The sequence below is a fragment of the Rhizobium sp. SG2393 genome (assembly GCF_042610495.1).
Taxonomy (GTDB): domain Bacteria; phylum Pseudomonadota; class Alphaproteobacteria; order Rhizobiales; family Rhizobiaceae; genus RU20A.
This window is the reverse complement of sequence record NZ_JBHGAP010000001.1, coordinates 1,771,584-1,785,936: the sequence shown is the minus strand read 5'-3', so window position 1 is coordinate 1,785,936 and position 14,353 is coordinate 1,771,584. Positions and strand designations below refer to the sequence as shown.

Sequence of the window (14,353 nt, the reverse complement as noted above, 5' to 3'; positions counted from 1 at the left end):
TGAACCGGCTTTTCGGGGAAAACCCCCGGTGCAGCAACAGGTTCAGCCGATCAGCTCTTCGATCCCGTGAGCCAGGTGACATGGCCCATCTTGCGACCCGGGCGGGCTTCGGCCTTGCCATAGAGATGGACGAGCGCATCGGGACGGGCGAGCCAGGCCGGCACGTCGTCGATCTCGTCGCCGATGAGGTTCTGCATCACGCAATCGGAATGGCGCGCGCCATTGCCGAGCGGCAGGCCGGCGACGGCGCGGATATGCTGCTCGAACTGTGAGACCACGCAGGCCGCCTCCGTCCAGTGGCCGGAATTGTGGACGCGGGGCGCGATCTCGTTGACGATCGGCGTGCCGTCGGCGAGCACGAAGAATTCCACGCCGATGACGCCGACATAGTCGAGGGCCGAGAGGATGGCCGCCGCCGCCGCCTTTGCCTTCTCCACGGTGTCGGGCCCAAGCGTGGCGGGCAGGGTGGAGCGGTAAAGGATGCCGTTGCGGTGTTCGTTCTCGGCCGGATCATAGGCGACGATCGCGCCATCAATAGCACGGGCCGCGATGATGGAGATCTCGCGCTCGAAGGGCACGAAGCTTTCGAGGATGAGCGGCACAACGCCGAGGGCGGCGAAGGCGCCTTCGGGACTGTCGGCGGCCGAGCGGAAGACTTTCTGGCCCTTGCCGTCATAGCCGAGCCGGCGCGTCTTCAGCACGCCCTGTCCGCCGAAAGCGATAAGGGCGGCTTCGAGGCCGGCCTGGTCATCCACTTCGCGGAAGTCGGCGGTGGCGATGCCGCAGTCGTTGATGAAGCGCTTTTCGGTGACGCGGTCCTGCGCCACGGCGAGCGCCCTGGCCGGCGGATAGACCGGACGGGTCGCGGCCAGCCGTTCGGCGGCGCTGACCGGCACGTTCTCGAATTCGTAGGTGACGATGTCGCATTGCGCAGCCAGCCGGTCGAGGGCGGCCGGGTCGTCATAGGCGGCGGTGATCTGGGCGTTGGCGACCTGGGCGGCCGGGCAATCGGCCTGCGGCTCAAGAATGACCGTCCTGAAATTCAGCCGGGCGGCCGCAATCGCGAGCATGCGGCCCAGCTGGCCGCCGCCGATGATCCCGATGGTCTTCATGTCGTCAATCCTGATGTCTCAACCGTCGACCGGAAATTCGGCGACGCTTTCGGTCTGGGCGGCGCGCCAGTCGTCGAGGCGCTCGGCCAGATCCTCGTCGGTCAGCGCCAGCACGGCGGCGGCCAAAAGGGCGGCATTGACCGCGCCTGCCTTGCCGATGGCGAGCGTGCCGACGGGAATGCCGGCCGGCATCTGGACGATGGAGAGGAGGCTGTCCTGTCCCGACAAGGCCTTGGACTGGACGGGAACGCCGAAGACCGGCAGCGGTGTCATGGAGGCGCACATGCCGGGCAGGTGGGCGGCACCGCCGGCGCCGGCGATCACCACCTTGAAGCCTTCGGCCCTGGCGCCCTTGGCGAATGCCACAAGACGGTCGGGCGTGCGATGTGCCGAAACGATGCGGGCCTCGTATTCGATCTCGAGGGCTTCCAGCGTGTCGGCGGCGTTCTTCATGGTCTCCCAGTCGGACTGGCTTCCCATGATGATGGCAACCGGCGGCGTGATGGCGTCTGGCACGATCGATGGCTCCTCGTCAGGCGATGATGTCAGGGATGATCTGATCCTCGATCTTGATGATCTTGTCCTTCAGAATCAGCTTCTTCTTCTTCATGCGCTGGATGCGGAGCGCGTCGCAGCCGACGGTGATCATCGCGTTGATGGCTGCATCGTAGTCTTCATGCTCCTGGCGCAGACGTGCCGCTTGCAATCTGAGTTCGGCCTGATCCTGATCCGGCATGCGCATTCCCCGTCATACAACCCGTGGCGGTTGACCCGCCATCCGACGTCCATTCCTGTGCCGCTCTAACATGAAGGCGTGGTAACGGGAAGTTATCCGTCGCCACGAAATCGCCTTCGACAAATGAAAAATAGCGTGGCACTCTTTCAGTGCCATAAACCGGGACATCCGGCCTTTGCAAATTGCCGGATGCAGAACAAAGGAAGGGATTGCTCATGACCATTGAGGCTCATCTTGCAACGCTTGAACGGAAGCACGGCGCCCTGGAGCGGGAACTGAACGAAGCTCTGGCCCACCCGTCCTCCGACGACCGGGAAATCGCGACCCTCAAGCGGAGGAAGCTGCGCATCAAGGACGAGATCGAGAAGATCCGTAGCTCGGTCCACTGATCGAAGCATGACCTGAAAGGGATGAGGAGGCTTAAGGAACCCTGCGACAGTGCCGCGCGACGAGGAGGTCGAGGCGGAGCACGTATCACCGGAGGATTGACCACAGCCTAACCCGTAACCGGGATTGCGTAGAATTTCGGGCCTTGTCCCTCAACGCCGGTACCCCGAAGGTGCCGGCGTTTGCATGTGGATCATGCCGTTGCCCGGCGCGATTGATGGACATCGCGCATCCGAGGTTTCCGCCGATGCCGGGTAAAGCGCGCGCGGGAGGATGATACCGCATTCGGCGTTGCAGGTTCTGGGCCGGCGAGGCACGCCTGTCCCGGGCCGAAGTCCGTCGCATTCCCGCCGTGTCACACGGCACTGCCCGTCATCACCGCGCCGTCAGGTGAAGGTGGGTCTGGCGACGATCGGTCGAGCTGCTCTTACCAGAACTGGTCCAGCCAGAGCGTCAGCGGCTTGAACCCTTCCTTGTTGATTGCATAGATGCGTCGCGTGCCCTCGGCGGTCACGGAAACGAGGTTGCAATCCAGCAGGGTCTTCAGATGCTGGGACACGGCAGGCCTGCTGATCGGCAGGCCGTCGGCCAGTTCGTTGACCGTGCGCGGGGAGCGGCGGAGTTCTTCCAGGAGATATCGGCGGTTGGGATCCGCAATGGCGTCGAATTGGGTTGGGGCAGTCATGGGGGGACGCTAGGTCATCTCCTTGCGATTACGTTCTTCCGGGCAATGGCGTGCATTACCATAACTTTCGTTGATACTAAAAGAACGTGTTGCGGGCCTGTCGTCAAGGGCTCTGCAGGGGGATAAGTGTGCCTATTCCGTCACTCAGGAGCTTCAATCCGGCCAGAAATGCCATGCTGTACATGAAGGGATAGAAGATCGTCGGGCGCATGCGCTTGACAACCAGCGATCCAGCAAAGGTTGCAACCGCCGCCAGGGGGAAGAGCGTGGCCGATGTGGCGAGGTTTGCGCTGCCCAGTTGGCCGAGCGCAACGTAAGGGACGATCTTCACGACATTCAGGATGGCGAAGAAGCGCACGATGGCGCCGGTATAGGCCCGCGGCGGCAGGCGAAGCGGCAGGCCATAGATCTGGAAGAACGGTCCGCCTGAATGGGCCACGAAGCTGCCGTAGCCCGCGCCGAGGCCGAGCACGGCAGCCAGTGGCCAGCTATGGCCGCGTGGCTCGACGTGCTGGCCTCGCCGCGCCTGCCAGGCCGTATAGGCGTAGCGCAGAACGAAGCCGACGGTGATCGCGCCGATGATGAGGCGCAGCGCGTCGCGCGGCACCTGCGCGGCGGTGAACCAGCCTATCGCGATGCCGGCGAGCGCGCCGGGCAGCATCATCAGCAGCGTCTTGCGGTCATTGTCGTGGCGCCAGGCCCAGAGCGACACGCCATCCATGACGATCAGGATCGGCAGGAGCAGCGCCGCCGCCTGCACGGGCGAGGTTACCAGCGAGAGGATCGGCACCCCGAGCAGGGAAAGGGCCTCGCCCATGCCGCCCTTTGCGAGGCCGACGAAAAGAACGGCGATCGCCGCCACGAAATAGAAGGTGAAGTCGTTCGGCATCGCGCAGTTGATCCTTGGCTGCGCTCGGTCTATCGGTTTTCTCGCCCGATGGCGAGCGCCGAGACGGCAAGCCGCGCGGCATGGCAGAGCAGGATATAAAGACATGGCTTCAGACACACGGTGCCGGCTGGTGCTGGTCGCCCCTGGCGGGCAAACCGCGCAAGAGCGCGCACAGCTGGTGGCGGATGCGCTGCGCGGCGGTGACGTGGCATCGGTGATCATTCCCCGGCTCGGCCTCAACGATGCCGATTTCCAGGCCCATGCCGAGGCCATCGTGCCCGTGGTACAGGCGGCGGGTGCCGCAGCGCTGGTGGAAGGCGACAGCCGGATTGCCGGCCGCGCCCGGGCCGACGGCCTGCATCTGGCCGAGCGCGCCGACGTCCTCGCAGAGGCCGTCGAAAAGCATGCGCCGAAGCTGATCGTCGGCGGCGGCAACGCCCAGACCCGGCATGATGCGCTGGAGATCGGCGACGCGCAGCCTGACTACGTGTTCTTCGGCAAGCTCGACGGCGATATCAAGCCGGAAGCGCACTCGAAGAACCTGGCGCTGGCCGAGTGGTGGGCTGCGATGATCGAGATCCCCTGCATCGTCATGGGCGGTACCGCGATCGAAAGCGCGCTGGCCGTGGCCGAGACGGGTGCGGAATTCGTGGCCTTGCGCGACGCCGTCTTCGGCGAGCCCGGCCGTGCGGCGAGCGTGGTGGCAGAGGTCAACGCGCTGCTTGACGAAAAAGCGCCACGGTTTGAAGATTAATCGGGGCATGTCGAACCCTCGCCCGCGCCTGCATGGACTGCTGTTCTGCCTCCTTCTTGCCGCGGGCGCGGCCGGAAATGGCTGGCCGTATCCGGCCTTCGCCCAGGAATCGTCTCCGGACACTGCCCTGGATGCGCCTGCCGTCGAAAAGCGCGGCCGCATCACGCCTTATAATGGCGCGGCACCGCTGCAGTCCGGTACGGTATCCGGAACGCAGACCGGGCCGCTTCCGGCAGGTCAATTGCAGCCGCCGGGAACGGTCCAGGGGCAGAAGGAAGAAGGGCAGGGCGCTGATGGCGTCGCGCCCTCGGAGGGCGTTTCGGTGTTCGAGCGCATGGGTGCCGATCTACCACCCCTGCCTGCCGAAAAGCCGTTCACGGGCAAGGTGGACGAGGCCTACGGGGCCTTCCAGCGCGGTTACTATCTGACGGCCATGGGCCTTGCTCTGCCGCGTGCGCAGCTCGGAGACCGCGCCGCCCAGACACTCGTGGCGGAACTTCTCGATTCCGGGCTCGGCGTGAAGCGGGACCGCAAGGCGGCCGCCTTCTGGTACGAGCAGGCCGCCAATGCCGGCGACCCGGCCGCCATGTTCAAGTTTGCGGTGATGCTGATGGAGGGCGGCGTCGTGGCGCGTGATCCCAAGCGCGCCGACGAGCTGATGAAGAAGGCGGCCGATCTCGGCAATGCGTCGGCCCAGTTCAACCACGCCCAGACGCTGACGGCCGACATGCCGGGCGAGAAGGGGCTGAAGGCTGCGCTGCCCTATTATCGCAAGTCTGCCGAGCAGGGCATCGCGGATGCGCAATATGCGCTCTCGCAGATCCTCATCAATGTGGACGGCATTGCGGAAGACGAGCGCGCCACGGCGCGCGACTGGTTGGCGCGCGCCGCCATGGCCGGCTACGACACGGCCGAACTCGATCTGGCCCTGTGGATGATCGATGGCATTGCCGGCGAGCGCAATCTGGACGCCGGGTTCCGCTGGATGCGCCGGGCGGCCGAAGGCGGCAATGTGGTGGCGCAGAACAAGCTCGCCCATCTCTACATCAACGCCATCGGCACGCGGCAGGACCCCGTCGAGGCCGCGAAGTGGTACATTCTCTCCCGTCGCGCGGGGCTGAAGGATGCGCAGCTCGAAGACTTTTACCTCGGCATCAGCGACGAGGTGCAGAAGAAGGCGCTGAGTGCGGCCAACCGCTTTCGACGCAGCTGAGCTCGCAGGCGCGGCTCCCGGACATTCACGCTGTTTTGCGACATGCGTTTCGCGCGGGGCTGTCCGGCGTTTTGCCTTGTGGCTCCAGACTTGAATTTGACGGCGTTTTGTGGTCTTGAGACGCCACTTCCGAAAATCATGGTCGGTGGGCCTGCGCGCATGGATGCCGGCGCGGGCCGGTTTCCATGATGGTCGGCTCGGATGGACGGGCGCTTGCGTGCCGCCATCGCTTTTTGATGCTGCCGTCTGTGTTGTGCGCGGGTCCGATGCCGGACCCCCTGCATTCCTGTGTGCGGCGGTGATGACACCTTCAATCCCGGCGCAACGGCCGGATGCTCGTACAAGGATACGGAAATGGCACGCTCAGCCCTTCTCAATGTCATGGTCCAGGCCGCCTTCAAGGCCGGCAAGTCGCTGGCGCGCGATTTCGGCGAGGTGCAGGCGCTGCAGGTCTCGATGAAGGGACCCGGCGACTACGTCGCCACCGCCGAACGCAAGGCGGAAAAGATCATCCGCGAGGAGCTTTTGAAGGCCCGCCCGACCTATGGTCTGGAAGGCGGCAAGGGTGAGACGGTCGAGGGGACCGACGGCTCGCACCGCTGGCTCGTCAACCCGCTCGACGGCACCACCAATTTTCTGCACGGCATTCCCTACATTGCCACCTCGATCGCGCTCGAGCGCCAGGGCGAGATCGTTGGCGCGGTGATCTTCAATCCCGCCACCGACGATCTCTACACCGCCGAGCGTGGCGGCGGCGCCTTCCTCAACGATCGCCGCATCCGCGTTGCCGCCCGCAAGGCTCTCTCGGATTGCGTCATTGCCGCGCAGACCCCGCATCTCGGCCGCGGCCACCATGGCAATTTCCTGATCGAGCTTCGCCACGTCATGGGCGAAGTGGCAGGGGTGCGCTCGTTCGGTGCCGCGTCGCTCGACCTTGCCAGCGTCGCCGCCGGCCGTTTCGACGGCTTCTGGGAACGCCAGATCGCGGCCGGCGATATGGCCGCGGGGCTGCTTCTGGTGCGTGAAGCCGGTGGCTTCTCGATGGACGTGGACGGCGGCGCCCGTCCGATCGAAACCGGCTCCATCATCGCCGGCAACGAGCAGATCGTGAAGGCGCTGCGCGACGTGCTGCATCGGCCGCTGCCGACGCGTTAATCCTCGCATCCGGGATGGGCGCTTGTGGCGCTCGTCCCGTCGCCGGCACTGCCGTCAGCTTTCGGTGCAAGCCCGTTTGCGGCCACGCTTTTCCCTTCAATTCGGCTCAAACTTGATCTAGTGTCCCCCGCAGTTGCGTGGCCGGGGGCACGAGGCGCTTTGGCGGCTTTCCGGCGGATCGCGGAACGGATGAGGGGTTTGCCTCTCTCCTGCGTTCTCTCTCGGGATGCAGGCGGAATGCCGGTGCGCAGTGGAGACGATGGGCCTATGGCAAGAGTGCGGGGTGCGGCAACGGAAAGCGCGGAAGCGGTTCCGGCAGATATCCACAAGCTGTCCAGTCCGATGCCCTTTTTCTGGACGATGGTGATCTTCCTGATCATCGTCGGCTTCGTGGCGGCGATCCTGTTCCGGCAGGCGCAGACGGCCTTTCTCAGCAATCCCGGCCTGAACGGCCTCATTCTCGGTGTCCTGCTGATCGGTGTGCTGCTGGTGTTCAGCCACGTTCTGAACCTTCGCCCCGAAGTGCGCTGGTTCAACTCGTTCCGCGCGGCCGGCAGTGCCGACAAGGTGGGTCGCGACCCCGTGCTGCTGGCGCCGATGCGCGCGCTGATCGGAAGGCGCCATGCGATGGCGATCTCCACCACGGCGCTGCGCTCCATCCTTGATTCGATTGCCACGCGGCTCGACGAATCGCGCGACACCTCGCGCTATCTCATCGGCCTCCTCGTCTTTCTCGGCCTGCTCGGCACCTTCTGGGGCCTGCTCGGCACCATCGGCTCAATCAATACGGTGATCCAGTCGCTCGATATCGGGAGCGGGAGCACGGAAGATGTTCTCTCGGCCCTGAAGACGGGGCTCTCGGCTCCGCTGACCGGCATGGGGACGGCGTTTTCCACCTCGCTCTTCGGCCTTTCCAGCTCGCTGGTTCTGGGTTTTCTCGACCTGCAGGCCGGCCGCGCGCAAAGCCGTTTCTATACGGAACTGGAAAACTGGCTGTCTTCCGTCACGGATGTCGGCTCCGACAACCAGCCGGCTGTCGATACCAAGCGTCTGCCGCCGCAGGAATCCCTGGAGCGATTGACCGACCAGCTGGCGCGCATGAACCAGGACGGCGCGACCAACATGCGCACCACGGCCGCCATGGCAAGCCTTGCGGAAGGTATTCAGGGGCTGGTGAAGAACATGCGTGGCGAGCAGCAGATGCTGCGCGACTGGATCGAGGCGCAGCAGGAGGAATCCCGCGCCATGCGCAAGACGCTCGACAAGCTTGCCGCCCGCATCGGCGATCCGGATGCCGCCCGTCGCCGCGGCGACGACCCGAAGAAGGATTGAGCGGATGGCGCTCTCTCGCCGGGGCCGCCGCGAACGCGGGATCGATTACTGGCCGGGCTTCGTCGACGCGCTGTCGACGTTGCTGCTGTCGATCATGTTTCTTCTGTCGGTCTTTGTCATGGCGCAGTTCCTGCTGGGCCGCGAGATCAACACCAAGGACGAGGTCCTGACGCGCCTCAACAGCCAGATCAACGAGCTGACGCAGCTTCTGGCGCTTGAAAAGAGCGGTCGGCAGGATCTCGAGGATTCGCTTGCCAATCTGCAGGCCTCGCTTGCCACGTCCGAAGGCGAGCGCTCGCGTCTTCAGGCGCTGCTCGATCAGGGGGCAGGAAGCAACTCGGCGGCGGAAAAGCGCATCGGCGACCTGACCGGACAGCTTGACAATGAAAAGCAGGTCTCGGCCCGTGCCATGAGCCAGATCGAGCTTCTGAACCAGCAGATCGCCGCGTTGCGCAGCCAGATTGCTGCGGTCGAAAGCGCATTGCAGGTCTCCGAGGCGAAGGACGAGAGTTCGCAGGCAAAGATTGCCGATCTCGGCCGTCGACTGAACGTGGCGCTGGCGCAACGCGTGCAGGAACTGAACCGCTATCGCTCAGACTTCTTCGGGCGGCTGCGCGAGATCCTGTCCGACCGGGAGAATATCCGCATCGTCGGCGACCGGTTCGTCTTTCAGTCGGAGGTGCTTTTTCCCTCCGGCGGCAACGAGCTGAACCCTGCCGGCCAGGTGGAGATGGGCAAGCTCGCCACCGCGCTGCTCGATCTCGCCAAGGAGATTCCGCCTGAGATCAACTGGGTGCTGCGTGTCGATGGCCATACGGACAATGTTCCGCTGTCAGGCACTGGCAAGTATGCCGACAACTGGGAGCTTTCCTCCGCGCGCGCCACATCGGTCGTGAAGTTCCTGATTTCGAAAGGCGTTCCGGCCGATCGTCTCGTGGCGGCCGGTTTTGGCGAGTTCCAGCCGATCGCGCCCGGCGACACGCCGGAGGCGCGGGCGCAGAACCGGCGCATCGAGCTGAAGCTGACGGAAAAGTAACAGGCCCGTACTCACAGGCGGGCAAGCGGGAGGTCCGGCGCCATGATGTGTGACGTTCTGGTCATCGGGGCAGGGCTCGCCGGGCTCGTGACCGCCACGATTGCCGCCGAGCGCGGACGCAAGGTCATCGTCGTCGAGCAGGAGGGCGAGCAGTCGCTCGGCGGGCAGGCGCATTGGTCGCTCGGCGGCCTCTTTCTCGTCAATTCGCCCGAACAGCGCCGTCTCGGTATCCGCGACAGCCACGAGCTTGCCTATCAGGACTGGATGGGCACGGCGGCTTTCGACCGTGAAGAGGACTATTGGCCACGGCTTTGGGCCGAAGCCTATCTCGATTTCGCCGCCGGCGAGAAGCGCTCCTGGCTGCGCGGCATGGGGGTGGGGTTCTTTCCTCTGGTCGGCTGGGCCGAGCGGGGCGGGGGCATGGCGCATGGGCACGGCAATTCCGTGCCGCGCTTCCATCTCACCTGGGGCGCGGGGCCGGCAGTGGTTGAGCCGTTCATCCGCCGGGCGCGGGAGGCTGAAAGCCGCGGGCAGATCCGCTTCCGTTTCCGCCACCGCGTGGACGAACTCATCACCTTCGACCGCACCGTGCTGGGTGTGCGGGGCGCCGTACTGCGGCAGGATCCGGCACCGCGGGGCGTGCGCAGCAATCGTGACATCGAGGGAGATTTCGAGATCACGGCGGGCGCCATCGTTGTCGCCTCCGGCGGCATCGGCGGAAATCACGAGGCGGTGCGCCGCCACTGGCCGACGGCGCGGCTCGGGCCTGCGCCGCGCCACATGGTCAGCGGCGTGCCGCACCACGTGGATGGCCGCATGGTGGAGATCGCGACGCGGGCGCGCGGCTCGGTGATCAATGCCGACCGCATGTGGCACTACACCGAGGGCTTGCGGAACCACGAACCGATCTGGCCCAACCACGGTATCCGCATCCTGCCCGGCCCGTCATCCTTCTGGTGCGATGCGGATGGCAACCGATTTGCCGCGCCGGCCATGCCGGGCTTCGATACGCTCTCGACGCTGAAAGAAATCTGCCAGCGCGGGCATGATCACAGCTGGTTCATCCTGACGCGCGACATCATCAAGAAGGAATTCGCGCTGTCGGGTTCGGAGCAGAACCCGGACCTGACGGGCAAGGATATCGGCCTGATGCTGAAGCGGCTCGGCAAGGGGCTGCCGGAGCCGGTGCAGGCCTTTATGGATCGTGGCGAGGACTTCGTCGTGCGCGACCGGCTGGAAGACCTTGTCGCCGGGATGAATGCGCTCACCGGTGAGAGCCGGATCGACCTTCGCCGCCTGCGCGAGCAGATCGAGGCCCGCGACCGGGAGATTGCCAACAGATTTTCCAAGGATGCGCAGGTGACGGCCATCCGCGGCGCGCGCGCCTTTGTCGGTGACCGGCTGATGCGGACCGCACGTCCGCACCGCCTGCTCGACCCCAAGGCCGGGCCGCTGATCGCCGTGCGGCTGAACGTGCTGACCCGCAAGACGCTGGGCGGTCTGCAGACGGACCTGACCGGCCGGGTGCTGGAACTGTCCGGCGAGCCCGTGCCCGGCCTTTATGCGGTCGGGGAAGCCGCCGGCTTCGGCGGCGGCGGCATGCATGGCTACGGCGCGCTGGAGGGCACCTTCCTGGGCGGCTGCCTGTTTTCCGGCCGGGTGGTCGGCCGCTCGGTCTGAACGCCGTCAGAGGGCGGCGCGGGTCTCGGCCATCCGGTCATCATGGTCGAACTGGAGGCGTGCCAGCTTGGCGTAGAGCCCGCCCTGGCGCGATAGCGCCGCATGCGTGCCTTCCTCGACGATGCGGCCATTGTCCATGACGAGAATGCGGTCTGCCTTCAGCACGGTTGCAAGACGGTGGGCGATGACGAGCGTCGTGCGCTGCCGGATCAGGCCGTCGAGCGCGCGCTGCACCAGCACCTCGCTTTCGGCATCGAGCGCCGAGGTTGCCTCGTCGAGCAGCAGCACCGGCGCATCCTTGAGAATCGCGCGGGCAATGGCGATGCGCTGGCGCTGGCCGCCCGAAAGGGTCACGCCGCGTTCGCCGACGAAGGTGTCGTATCCCTCCGGCAGTCGGGTGATGAATTCTTCCGCCTGGGCGGCGCGGGCGGCGGCCTCTACCTCGGCATTGCTGGCGCCGGGCCGGCCGAAGGCGATGTTGTCGCGGATGCTGGCGACGAAGATCGTCACGTCCTGCGGCACGATGGCGATGCGGCGGCGCAGCGTTTCGGGGTCCGTCTCGCGGATGTCGATGCCGTCGAGGCTGATCGAACCGCTGGCAGGATCGTAAAAGCGCATCAGCAGTGCAAAGATCGTGCTCTTGCCGGCGCCGGAGGGGCCGACGATGGCCACCGTTTCGCCCGGTGTCACGGAAAGGCTCAGGCCTCTGAGGCTCGGGGCGTCCGGCCGGCTCGGATAGTGGAAGGTGACGGCATCGAAGGCGAGCGCGCCTGTCGCCGGCTCGGGCAGGGAACGGGGTGCGGCAGGTGCGGCGATCGCCGGTTCCTCGCGCAGCAGTTCGCCGAGGCGCTCGGAGGCGCCGGCGGCCTGGGCGAGTTCGCCCCAGACTTCCGACAGCGCGCCGAGGCCGCCCGCGGCAAAGACGGAATAGAGCAGGAACTGGCCGAGATTGCCGGCCGTCATGCTGCCGGCGAGAACATCGCGCGCGCCGAACCACAGCACAGCGACGACGCTGCCGAAGATCATGGTGATGGCAAAGGCCGTCAGGACGGAGCGGGCGCGAATCGCCTCGCGGGCCGCGCCGAAGGCATCTTCCACGGCCGCGCCATAGCGGGCGCGGGCTGCCGCCTCGGCGTTGAAGGCCTGCACGGTCCGGGCGGCGGCAATCGCCTCGCCGGCATAGGCGGCGGCGTTTGCCAGCGTATCCTGCGCCGCACGCGAGCGCCGGCGCACGGACCGGCCGAAGCCGACCAGCGGGAAGACGATCAGAGGGATGGCGACGAGCACGAGGCTTGAGAGTTTCGGGCTCGTATAGACCATCATGGCGATGGCCCCGAGACAGAGGATGAGGTTGCGCAGCGCCAGCGACGCGGTGGCGCCGACGGCCGATTTCAGCTGGGTTGTATCCGCCGTCAGCCGCGAGACGATCTCGCCGGACTGGTTCATGTCGAAGAAGGAGGGCGACAGCCGCGTGACATGGTCGAAGACATCCCGGCGCAGATCGGCCACGATCCGCTCGCCGAGCGTGATGACGAAGAAATAGCGGGCCGCACTGGCCAGCGCCAGCACGATGGCGAGCACCATCAGCATGGCGAAATAGGTGTTGATGAAGCCGGAATCGGCGCGCGAGAAACCGTGGTCGATCATCCGGCGCACGGCCATCGGCAGGGTGAGCGTGGTGACGGCGGCGACCACGAGCGAGACGAGCGCACCGATGGCGAGAAGGCGGTAGCGGCCGATATAGGGCAGCAGGTTGGCAAGCGGTCGGATGGAGCGCCGGCCGCTCGGTCTTGCGTCTGTTTCGGCCACGGCAATCCTCGGCGTCATCGCCGCGAAGAGCCCTGAAACTCTTGATACGCGGCACTTGTTATCCCATGGACCATCATGTATAGGCACGGCATCAAATTGGGAAGCCGTCGCCGATGGCGGTCTGCGGCTTCATTACGTGTTTGGCCCGTCCGTCGCAATGGCTTGCGACAATTGGCCCCCAAAGCTGCAGGAAGAGTGCGATGAAGGCGAATATCCACCCCGACTACCACATGATCAAGGTCGTCATGACCGACGGCACCGAATACCAGACCCGCTCGACCTGGGGTTCTGAAGGCGCCACCATGAACCTCGAAATCGACCCGACCTCGCACCCGGCCTGGACCGGCGGCAACCAGCAGATGCTGGACCGCGGCGGCCGCGTTTCGAAGTTCAACAAGCGCTTCGGCGGCCTCGGCCTCTGATCCGCCTGCGGACTGCAAGACTTTCCAGAAAGCCCGGCCATCGTGCCGGGCTTTTTTGTTGCGCGCGGCAGGCTTGACAGAATTAGGTCGATCGTCCTAATTGTCGGTCTAGGACAATCGACCTAGCGGAGGACGGCATGGCGAAGGCGGGGCAGGACACGCGTCAGCACATCGTGGCGGCAGCGGACCGGCTGTTCTACGAGCGGGGATATGAAGCCACGTCCTTTGCCGATATTGCCGGTGCCGTCGGGCTGTCGCGTGGCAATTTCTATTATCACTTCCGTGCCAAGGACGAGATCCTGGTTGCCGTGATCGCGGAGCGGCATCGGGCGCGGGAAACGATGCTCGCGGCCTGGGAGGCCGAGGAGCCGACGCCGGCCGCGCGCATCGCCCGCTTCTTTCGCATTCTCATCGACAATCAGGCGAAGATCATGGCGCATGGCTGTCACGTCGGCACGCTCTGCGTCGAGCTTGCCAAGCTCAAGCATCCCGCCCAGGGGGAGGCGGCAGCGGTGCTGGCCCTGTTCCGCGATTGGCTCGCGCGGCAGTTCGTGGCCCTCGGGCGAGAGGCCGAGGCCGATGCACTCGCCCTTCACGTGCTGATGCGCAGCCAGGGCGTGGCGACGCTCGCTGCCACGTTCCGCGACGAGGCCTTTGTTCGCCGCGAGGTGGCCGACTTCGATGGTTGGCTGTCCGCGCTCGGTCCGCCGGCCTGATCCGGGCTCACATCTGCATTCCCGTTCCCCAGGGAAACCGGCACCGCCTGCCGCCGGAATGATCGCGCGCGGGCATTCGGAAAGGAAGAAACCCAATGTTTATCGTCACCCTCCGCTTCGCAGCGAACCGCGACAAGGCCGGCGCGCTGATGGATGAGCATAATGCCTGGCTCCGTCGCGGCTTCGAGGAGGGCATTCTCCTTCTGGCCGGCAGCCTGCAACCCCGCGCCGGCGGCGTCATCCTCGCCAATGGCGTGAGCCGGGAGGCGCTCAACGCCTTCGTGCAGTCCGATCCCTTCGTGGCCGAAAATGTCGTCGCGGCGGAGGTTCTGGAGGTGGTGCCGGGACGCACCGATCCGAGACTCGCTTTCCTGGCCGCATGACATCAGGCACGAAAAAGCCGCCGAGCCCTTTCGGTCTCGACGGC

16 protein-coding genes are annotated in these 14,353 nt (G+C 65.7%); 10 read left to right on the top strand and 6 right to left on the bottom strand.

Going from position 1 to position 14,353, the window contains the following annotated elements; translation table 11 throughout:
* Nucleotides 1-50: 50 nt before the first annotated feature.
* The 3 genes from ACED18_RS08480 to ACED18_RS08470 are packed head-to-tail and all read right to left on the bottom strand — an operon-like array spanning nucleotide 51 to nucleotide 1,848.
* Complete coding sequence (locus ACED18_RS08480) at nucleotides 51-1,112, bottom strand: 5-(carboxyamino)imidazole ribonucleotide synthase (protein WP_377290868.1); 1,062 nt, start codon at nucleotides 1,110-1,112, stop codon at nucleotides 51-53.
* Nucleotides 1,113-1,130: 18 nt separating this feature from the next.
* Entirely contained in the window at nucleotides 1,131-1,592 is a 462-nt protein-coding gene (gene purE, locus ACED18_RS08475) for a 5-(carboxyamino)imidazole ribonucleotide mutase (protein ID WP_377291123.1), read from the bottom strand.
* A 52-nt stretch (nucleotides 1,593-1,644) separates the two neighbouring features.
* Nucleotides 1,645-1,848, bottom strand: a complete 204-nt coding sequence (locus ACED18_RS08470) for a YdcH family protein (protein ID WP_377290866.1) — start codon at nucleotides 1,846-1,848, stop codon at nucleotides 1,645-1,647.
* Nucleotides 1,849-2,063: 215 nt separating this feature from the next.
* On the opposite strand from ACED18_RS08470, the gene ACED18_RS08465 reads away from it, so the two are divergent.
* On the top strand, nucleotides 2,064-2,237 hold the full coding sequence (locus ACED18_RS08465; RefSeq protein ID WP_377290864.1) for a YdcH family protein: 174 nt from the start codon (nucleotides 2,064-2,066) through the stop codon (nucleotides 2,235-2,237).
* A gap of 425 nt (nucleotides 2,238-2,662) precedes the next feature.
* Here the strand turns inward: ACED18_RS08465 and ACED18_RS08460 are convergent, their stop codons facing one another.
* Together ACED18_RS08460 and ACED18_RS08455 are read right to left on the bottom strand one after the other, a co-directional pair.
* Nucleotides 2,663-2,920, bottom strand: coding sequence for an ArsR/SmtB family transcription factor (locus tag ACED18_RS08460; RefSeq protein ID WP_377290862.1), 258 nt, complete (start codon nucleotides 2,918-2,920; stop codon nucleotides 2,663-2,665).
* A 103-nt stretch (nucleotides 2,921-3,023) separates the two neighbouring features.
* Entirely contained in the window at nucleotides 3,024-3,809 is a 786-nt protein-coding gene (locus ACED18_RS08455) for a sulfite exporter TauE/SafE family protein (RefSeq protein WP_377290860.1), read from the bottom strand.
* Between the two features lie 103 nt (nucleotides 3,810-3,912).
* On the opposite strand from ACED18_RS08455, the gene ACED18_RS08450 reads away from it, so the two are divergent.
* The 6 genes from ACED18_RS08450 to ACED18_RS08425 all read left to right on the top strand — a co-directional run bounded on the left by ACED18_RS08450 (nucleotide 3,913) and on the right by ACED18_RS08425 (nucleotide 10,979).
* Complete coding sequence (locus ACED18_RS08450) at nucleotides 3,913-4,563, top strand: thiamine phosphate synthase (RefSeq protein ID WP_377290858.1); 651 nt, start codon at nucleotides 3,913-3,915, stop codon at nucleotides 4,561-4,563.
* 7 nt (nucleotides 4,564-4,570) lie between these two features.
* Nucleotides 4,571-5,776: a tetratricopeptide repeat protein gene (locus tag ACED18_RS08445; protein ID WP_377290855.1), complete on the top strand. Its 1,206-nt coding sequence runs from the start codon at nucleotides 4,571-4,573 to the stop codon at nucleotides 5,774-5,776.
* A 354-nt stretch (nucleotides 5,777-6,130) separates the two neighbouring features.
* The gene (locus tag ACED18_RS08440) at nucleotides 6,131-6,931 is read left to right on the top strand and encodes an inositol monophosphatase family protein (RefSeq protein ID WP_377290853.1); all 801 of its coding nucleotides are present in this window, start codon (nucleotides 6,131-6,133) and stop codon (nucleotides 6,929-6,931) included.
* A gap of 267 nt (nucleotides 6,932-7,198) precedes the next feature.
* The gene (locus tag ACED18_RS08435) at nucleotides 7,199-8,263 is read left to right on the top strand and encodes a flagellar motor protein MotA (RefSeq protein WP_377290851.1); all 1,065 of its coding nucleotides are present in this window, start codon (nucleotides 7,199-7,201) and stop codon (nucleotides 8,261-8,263) included.
* A 4-nt stretch (nucleotides 8,264-8,267) separates the two neighbouring features.
* The gene (locus tag ACED18_RS08430) at nucleotides 8,268-9,299 is read left to right on the top strand and encodes a peptidoglycan -binding protein (RefSeq protein ID WP_377290849.1); all 1,032 of its coding nucleotides are present in this window, start codon (nucleotides 8,268-8,270) and stop codon (nucleotides 9,297-9,299) included.
* Between the two features lie 42 nt (nucleotides 9,300-9,341).
* A complete protein-coding gene (locus ACED18_RS08425; RefSeq protein ID WP_377290847.1) occupies nucleotides 9,342-10,979 on the top strand; it encodes an FAD-binding dehydrogenase in 1,638 nt (545 codons plus the stop codon).
* A gap of 6 nt (nucleotides 10,980-10,985) precedes the next feature.
* On the opposite strand, the gene ACED18_RS08420 is transcribed toward ACED18_RS08425, so the two are convergent.
* Entirely contained in the window at nucleotides 10,986-12,788 is a 1,803-nt protein-coding gene (locus ACED18_RS08420; protein WP_377290845.1) for an ABC transporter transmembrane domain-containing protein, read from the bottom strand.
* A 200-nt stretch (nucleotides 12,789-12,988) separates the two neighbouring features.
* Between ACED18_RS08420 and rpmE the strand changes: the two genes are divergently transcribed.
* The 3 genes from rpmE (at nucleotide 12,989) to ACED18_RS08405 (ending at nucleotide 14,309) form a co-directional block, all read left to right on the top strand.
* Nucleotides 12,989-13,210 (top strand): 50S ribosomal protein L31, encoded by a 222-nt coding sequence (rpmE, locus tag ACED18_RS08415; RefSeq protein WP_149738084.1) that lies wholly within the window; start codon nucleotides 12,989-12,991, stop codon nucleotides 13,208-13,210.
* 137 nt (nucleotides 13,211-13,347) lie between these two features.
* Complete coding sequence (locus tag ACED18_RS08410) at nucleotides 13,348-13,926, top strand: TetR/AcrR family transcriptional regulator (protein WP_377290842.1); 579 nt, start codon at nucleotides 13,348-13,350, stop codon at nucleotides 13,924-13,926.
* A 95-nt stretch (nucleotides 13,927-14,021) separates the two neighbouring features.
* Nucleotides 14,022-14,309, top strand: coding sequence for a YciI family protein (locus ACED18_RS08405; protein WP_377290840.1), 288 nt, complete (start codon nucleotides 14,022-14,024; stop codon nucleotides 14,307-14,309).
* Nucleotides 14,310-14,353 lie beyond the last annotated feature (44 nt).

Excerpts from the sequence above, each read along its gene's own strand:
- ACED18_RS08425 (WP_377290847.1), top strand. The coding sequence starts at position 9,342 with ATGATGTGTGACGTTCTGGTCATCGGGGCAGGGCTCGCCGGGCTCGTG.
- ACED18_RS08410 (WP_377290842.1), top strand. The coding sequence starts at position 13,348 with ATGGCGAAGGCGGGGCAGGACACGCGTCAGCACATCGTGGCGGCAGCG.
- ACED18_RS08440 (WP_377290853.1), top strand. The coding sequence starts at position 6,131 with ATGGCACGCTCAGCCCTTCTCAATGTCATGGTCCAGGCCGCCTTCAAG.
- purE (WP_377291123.1), bottom strand. The coding sequence starts at position 1,592 with ATGGGAAGCCAGTCCGACTGGGAGACCATGAAGAACGCCGCCGACACG.
- ACED18_RS08430 (WP_377290849.1), top strand. The coding sequence starts at position 8,268 with ATGGCGCTCTCTCGCCGGGGCCGCCGCGAACGCGGGATCGATTACTGG.
- ACED18_RS08455 (WP_377290860.1), bottom strand. The coding sequence starts at position 3,809 with ATGCCGAACGACTTCACCTTCTATTTCGTGGCGGCGATCGCCGTTCTT.
- ACED18_RS08405 (WP_377290840.1), top strand. The coding sequence starts at position 14,022 with ATGTTTATCGTCACCCTCCGCTTCGCAGCGAACCGCGACAAGGCCGGC.
- ACED18_RS08435 (WP_377290851.1), top strand. The coding sequence starts at position 7,199 with ATGGCAAGAGTGCGGGGTGCGGCAACGGAAAGCGCGGAAGCGGTTCCG.
- ACED18_RS08445 (WP_377290855.1), top strand. The coding sequence starts at position 4,571 with ATGTCGAACCCTCGCCCGCGCCTGCATGGACTGCTGTTCTGCCTCCTT.
- ACED18_RS08460 (WP_377290862.1), bottom strand. The coding sequence starts at position 2,920 with ATGACTGCCCCAACCCAATTCGACGCCATTGCGGATCCCAACCGCCGA.
- ACED18_RS08470 (WP_377290866.1), bottom strand. The coding sequence starts at position 1,848 with ATGCCGGATCAGGATCAGGCCGAACTCAGATTGCAAGCGGCACGTCTG.
- ACED18_RS08465 (WP_377290864.1), top strand. The coding sequence starts at position 2,064 with ATGACCATTGAGGCTCATCTTGCAACGCTTGAACGGAAGCACGGCGCC.
- ACED18_RS08480 (WP_377290868.1), bottom strand. The coding sequence starts at position 1,112 with ATGAAGACCATCGGGATCATCGGCGGCGGCCAGCTGGGCCGCATGCTC.
- ACED18_RS08450 (WP_377290858.1), top strand. The coding sequence starts at position 3,913 with ATGGCTTCAGACACACGGTGCCGGCTGGTGCTGGTCGCCCCTGGCGGG.
- rpmE (WP_149738084.1), top strand. The coding sequence starts at position 12,989 with ATGAAGGCGAATATCCACCCCGACTACCACATGATCAAGGTCGTCATG.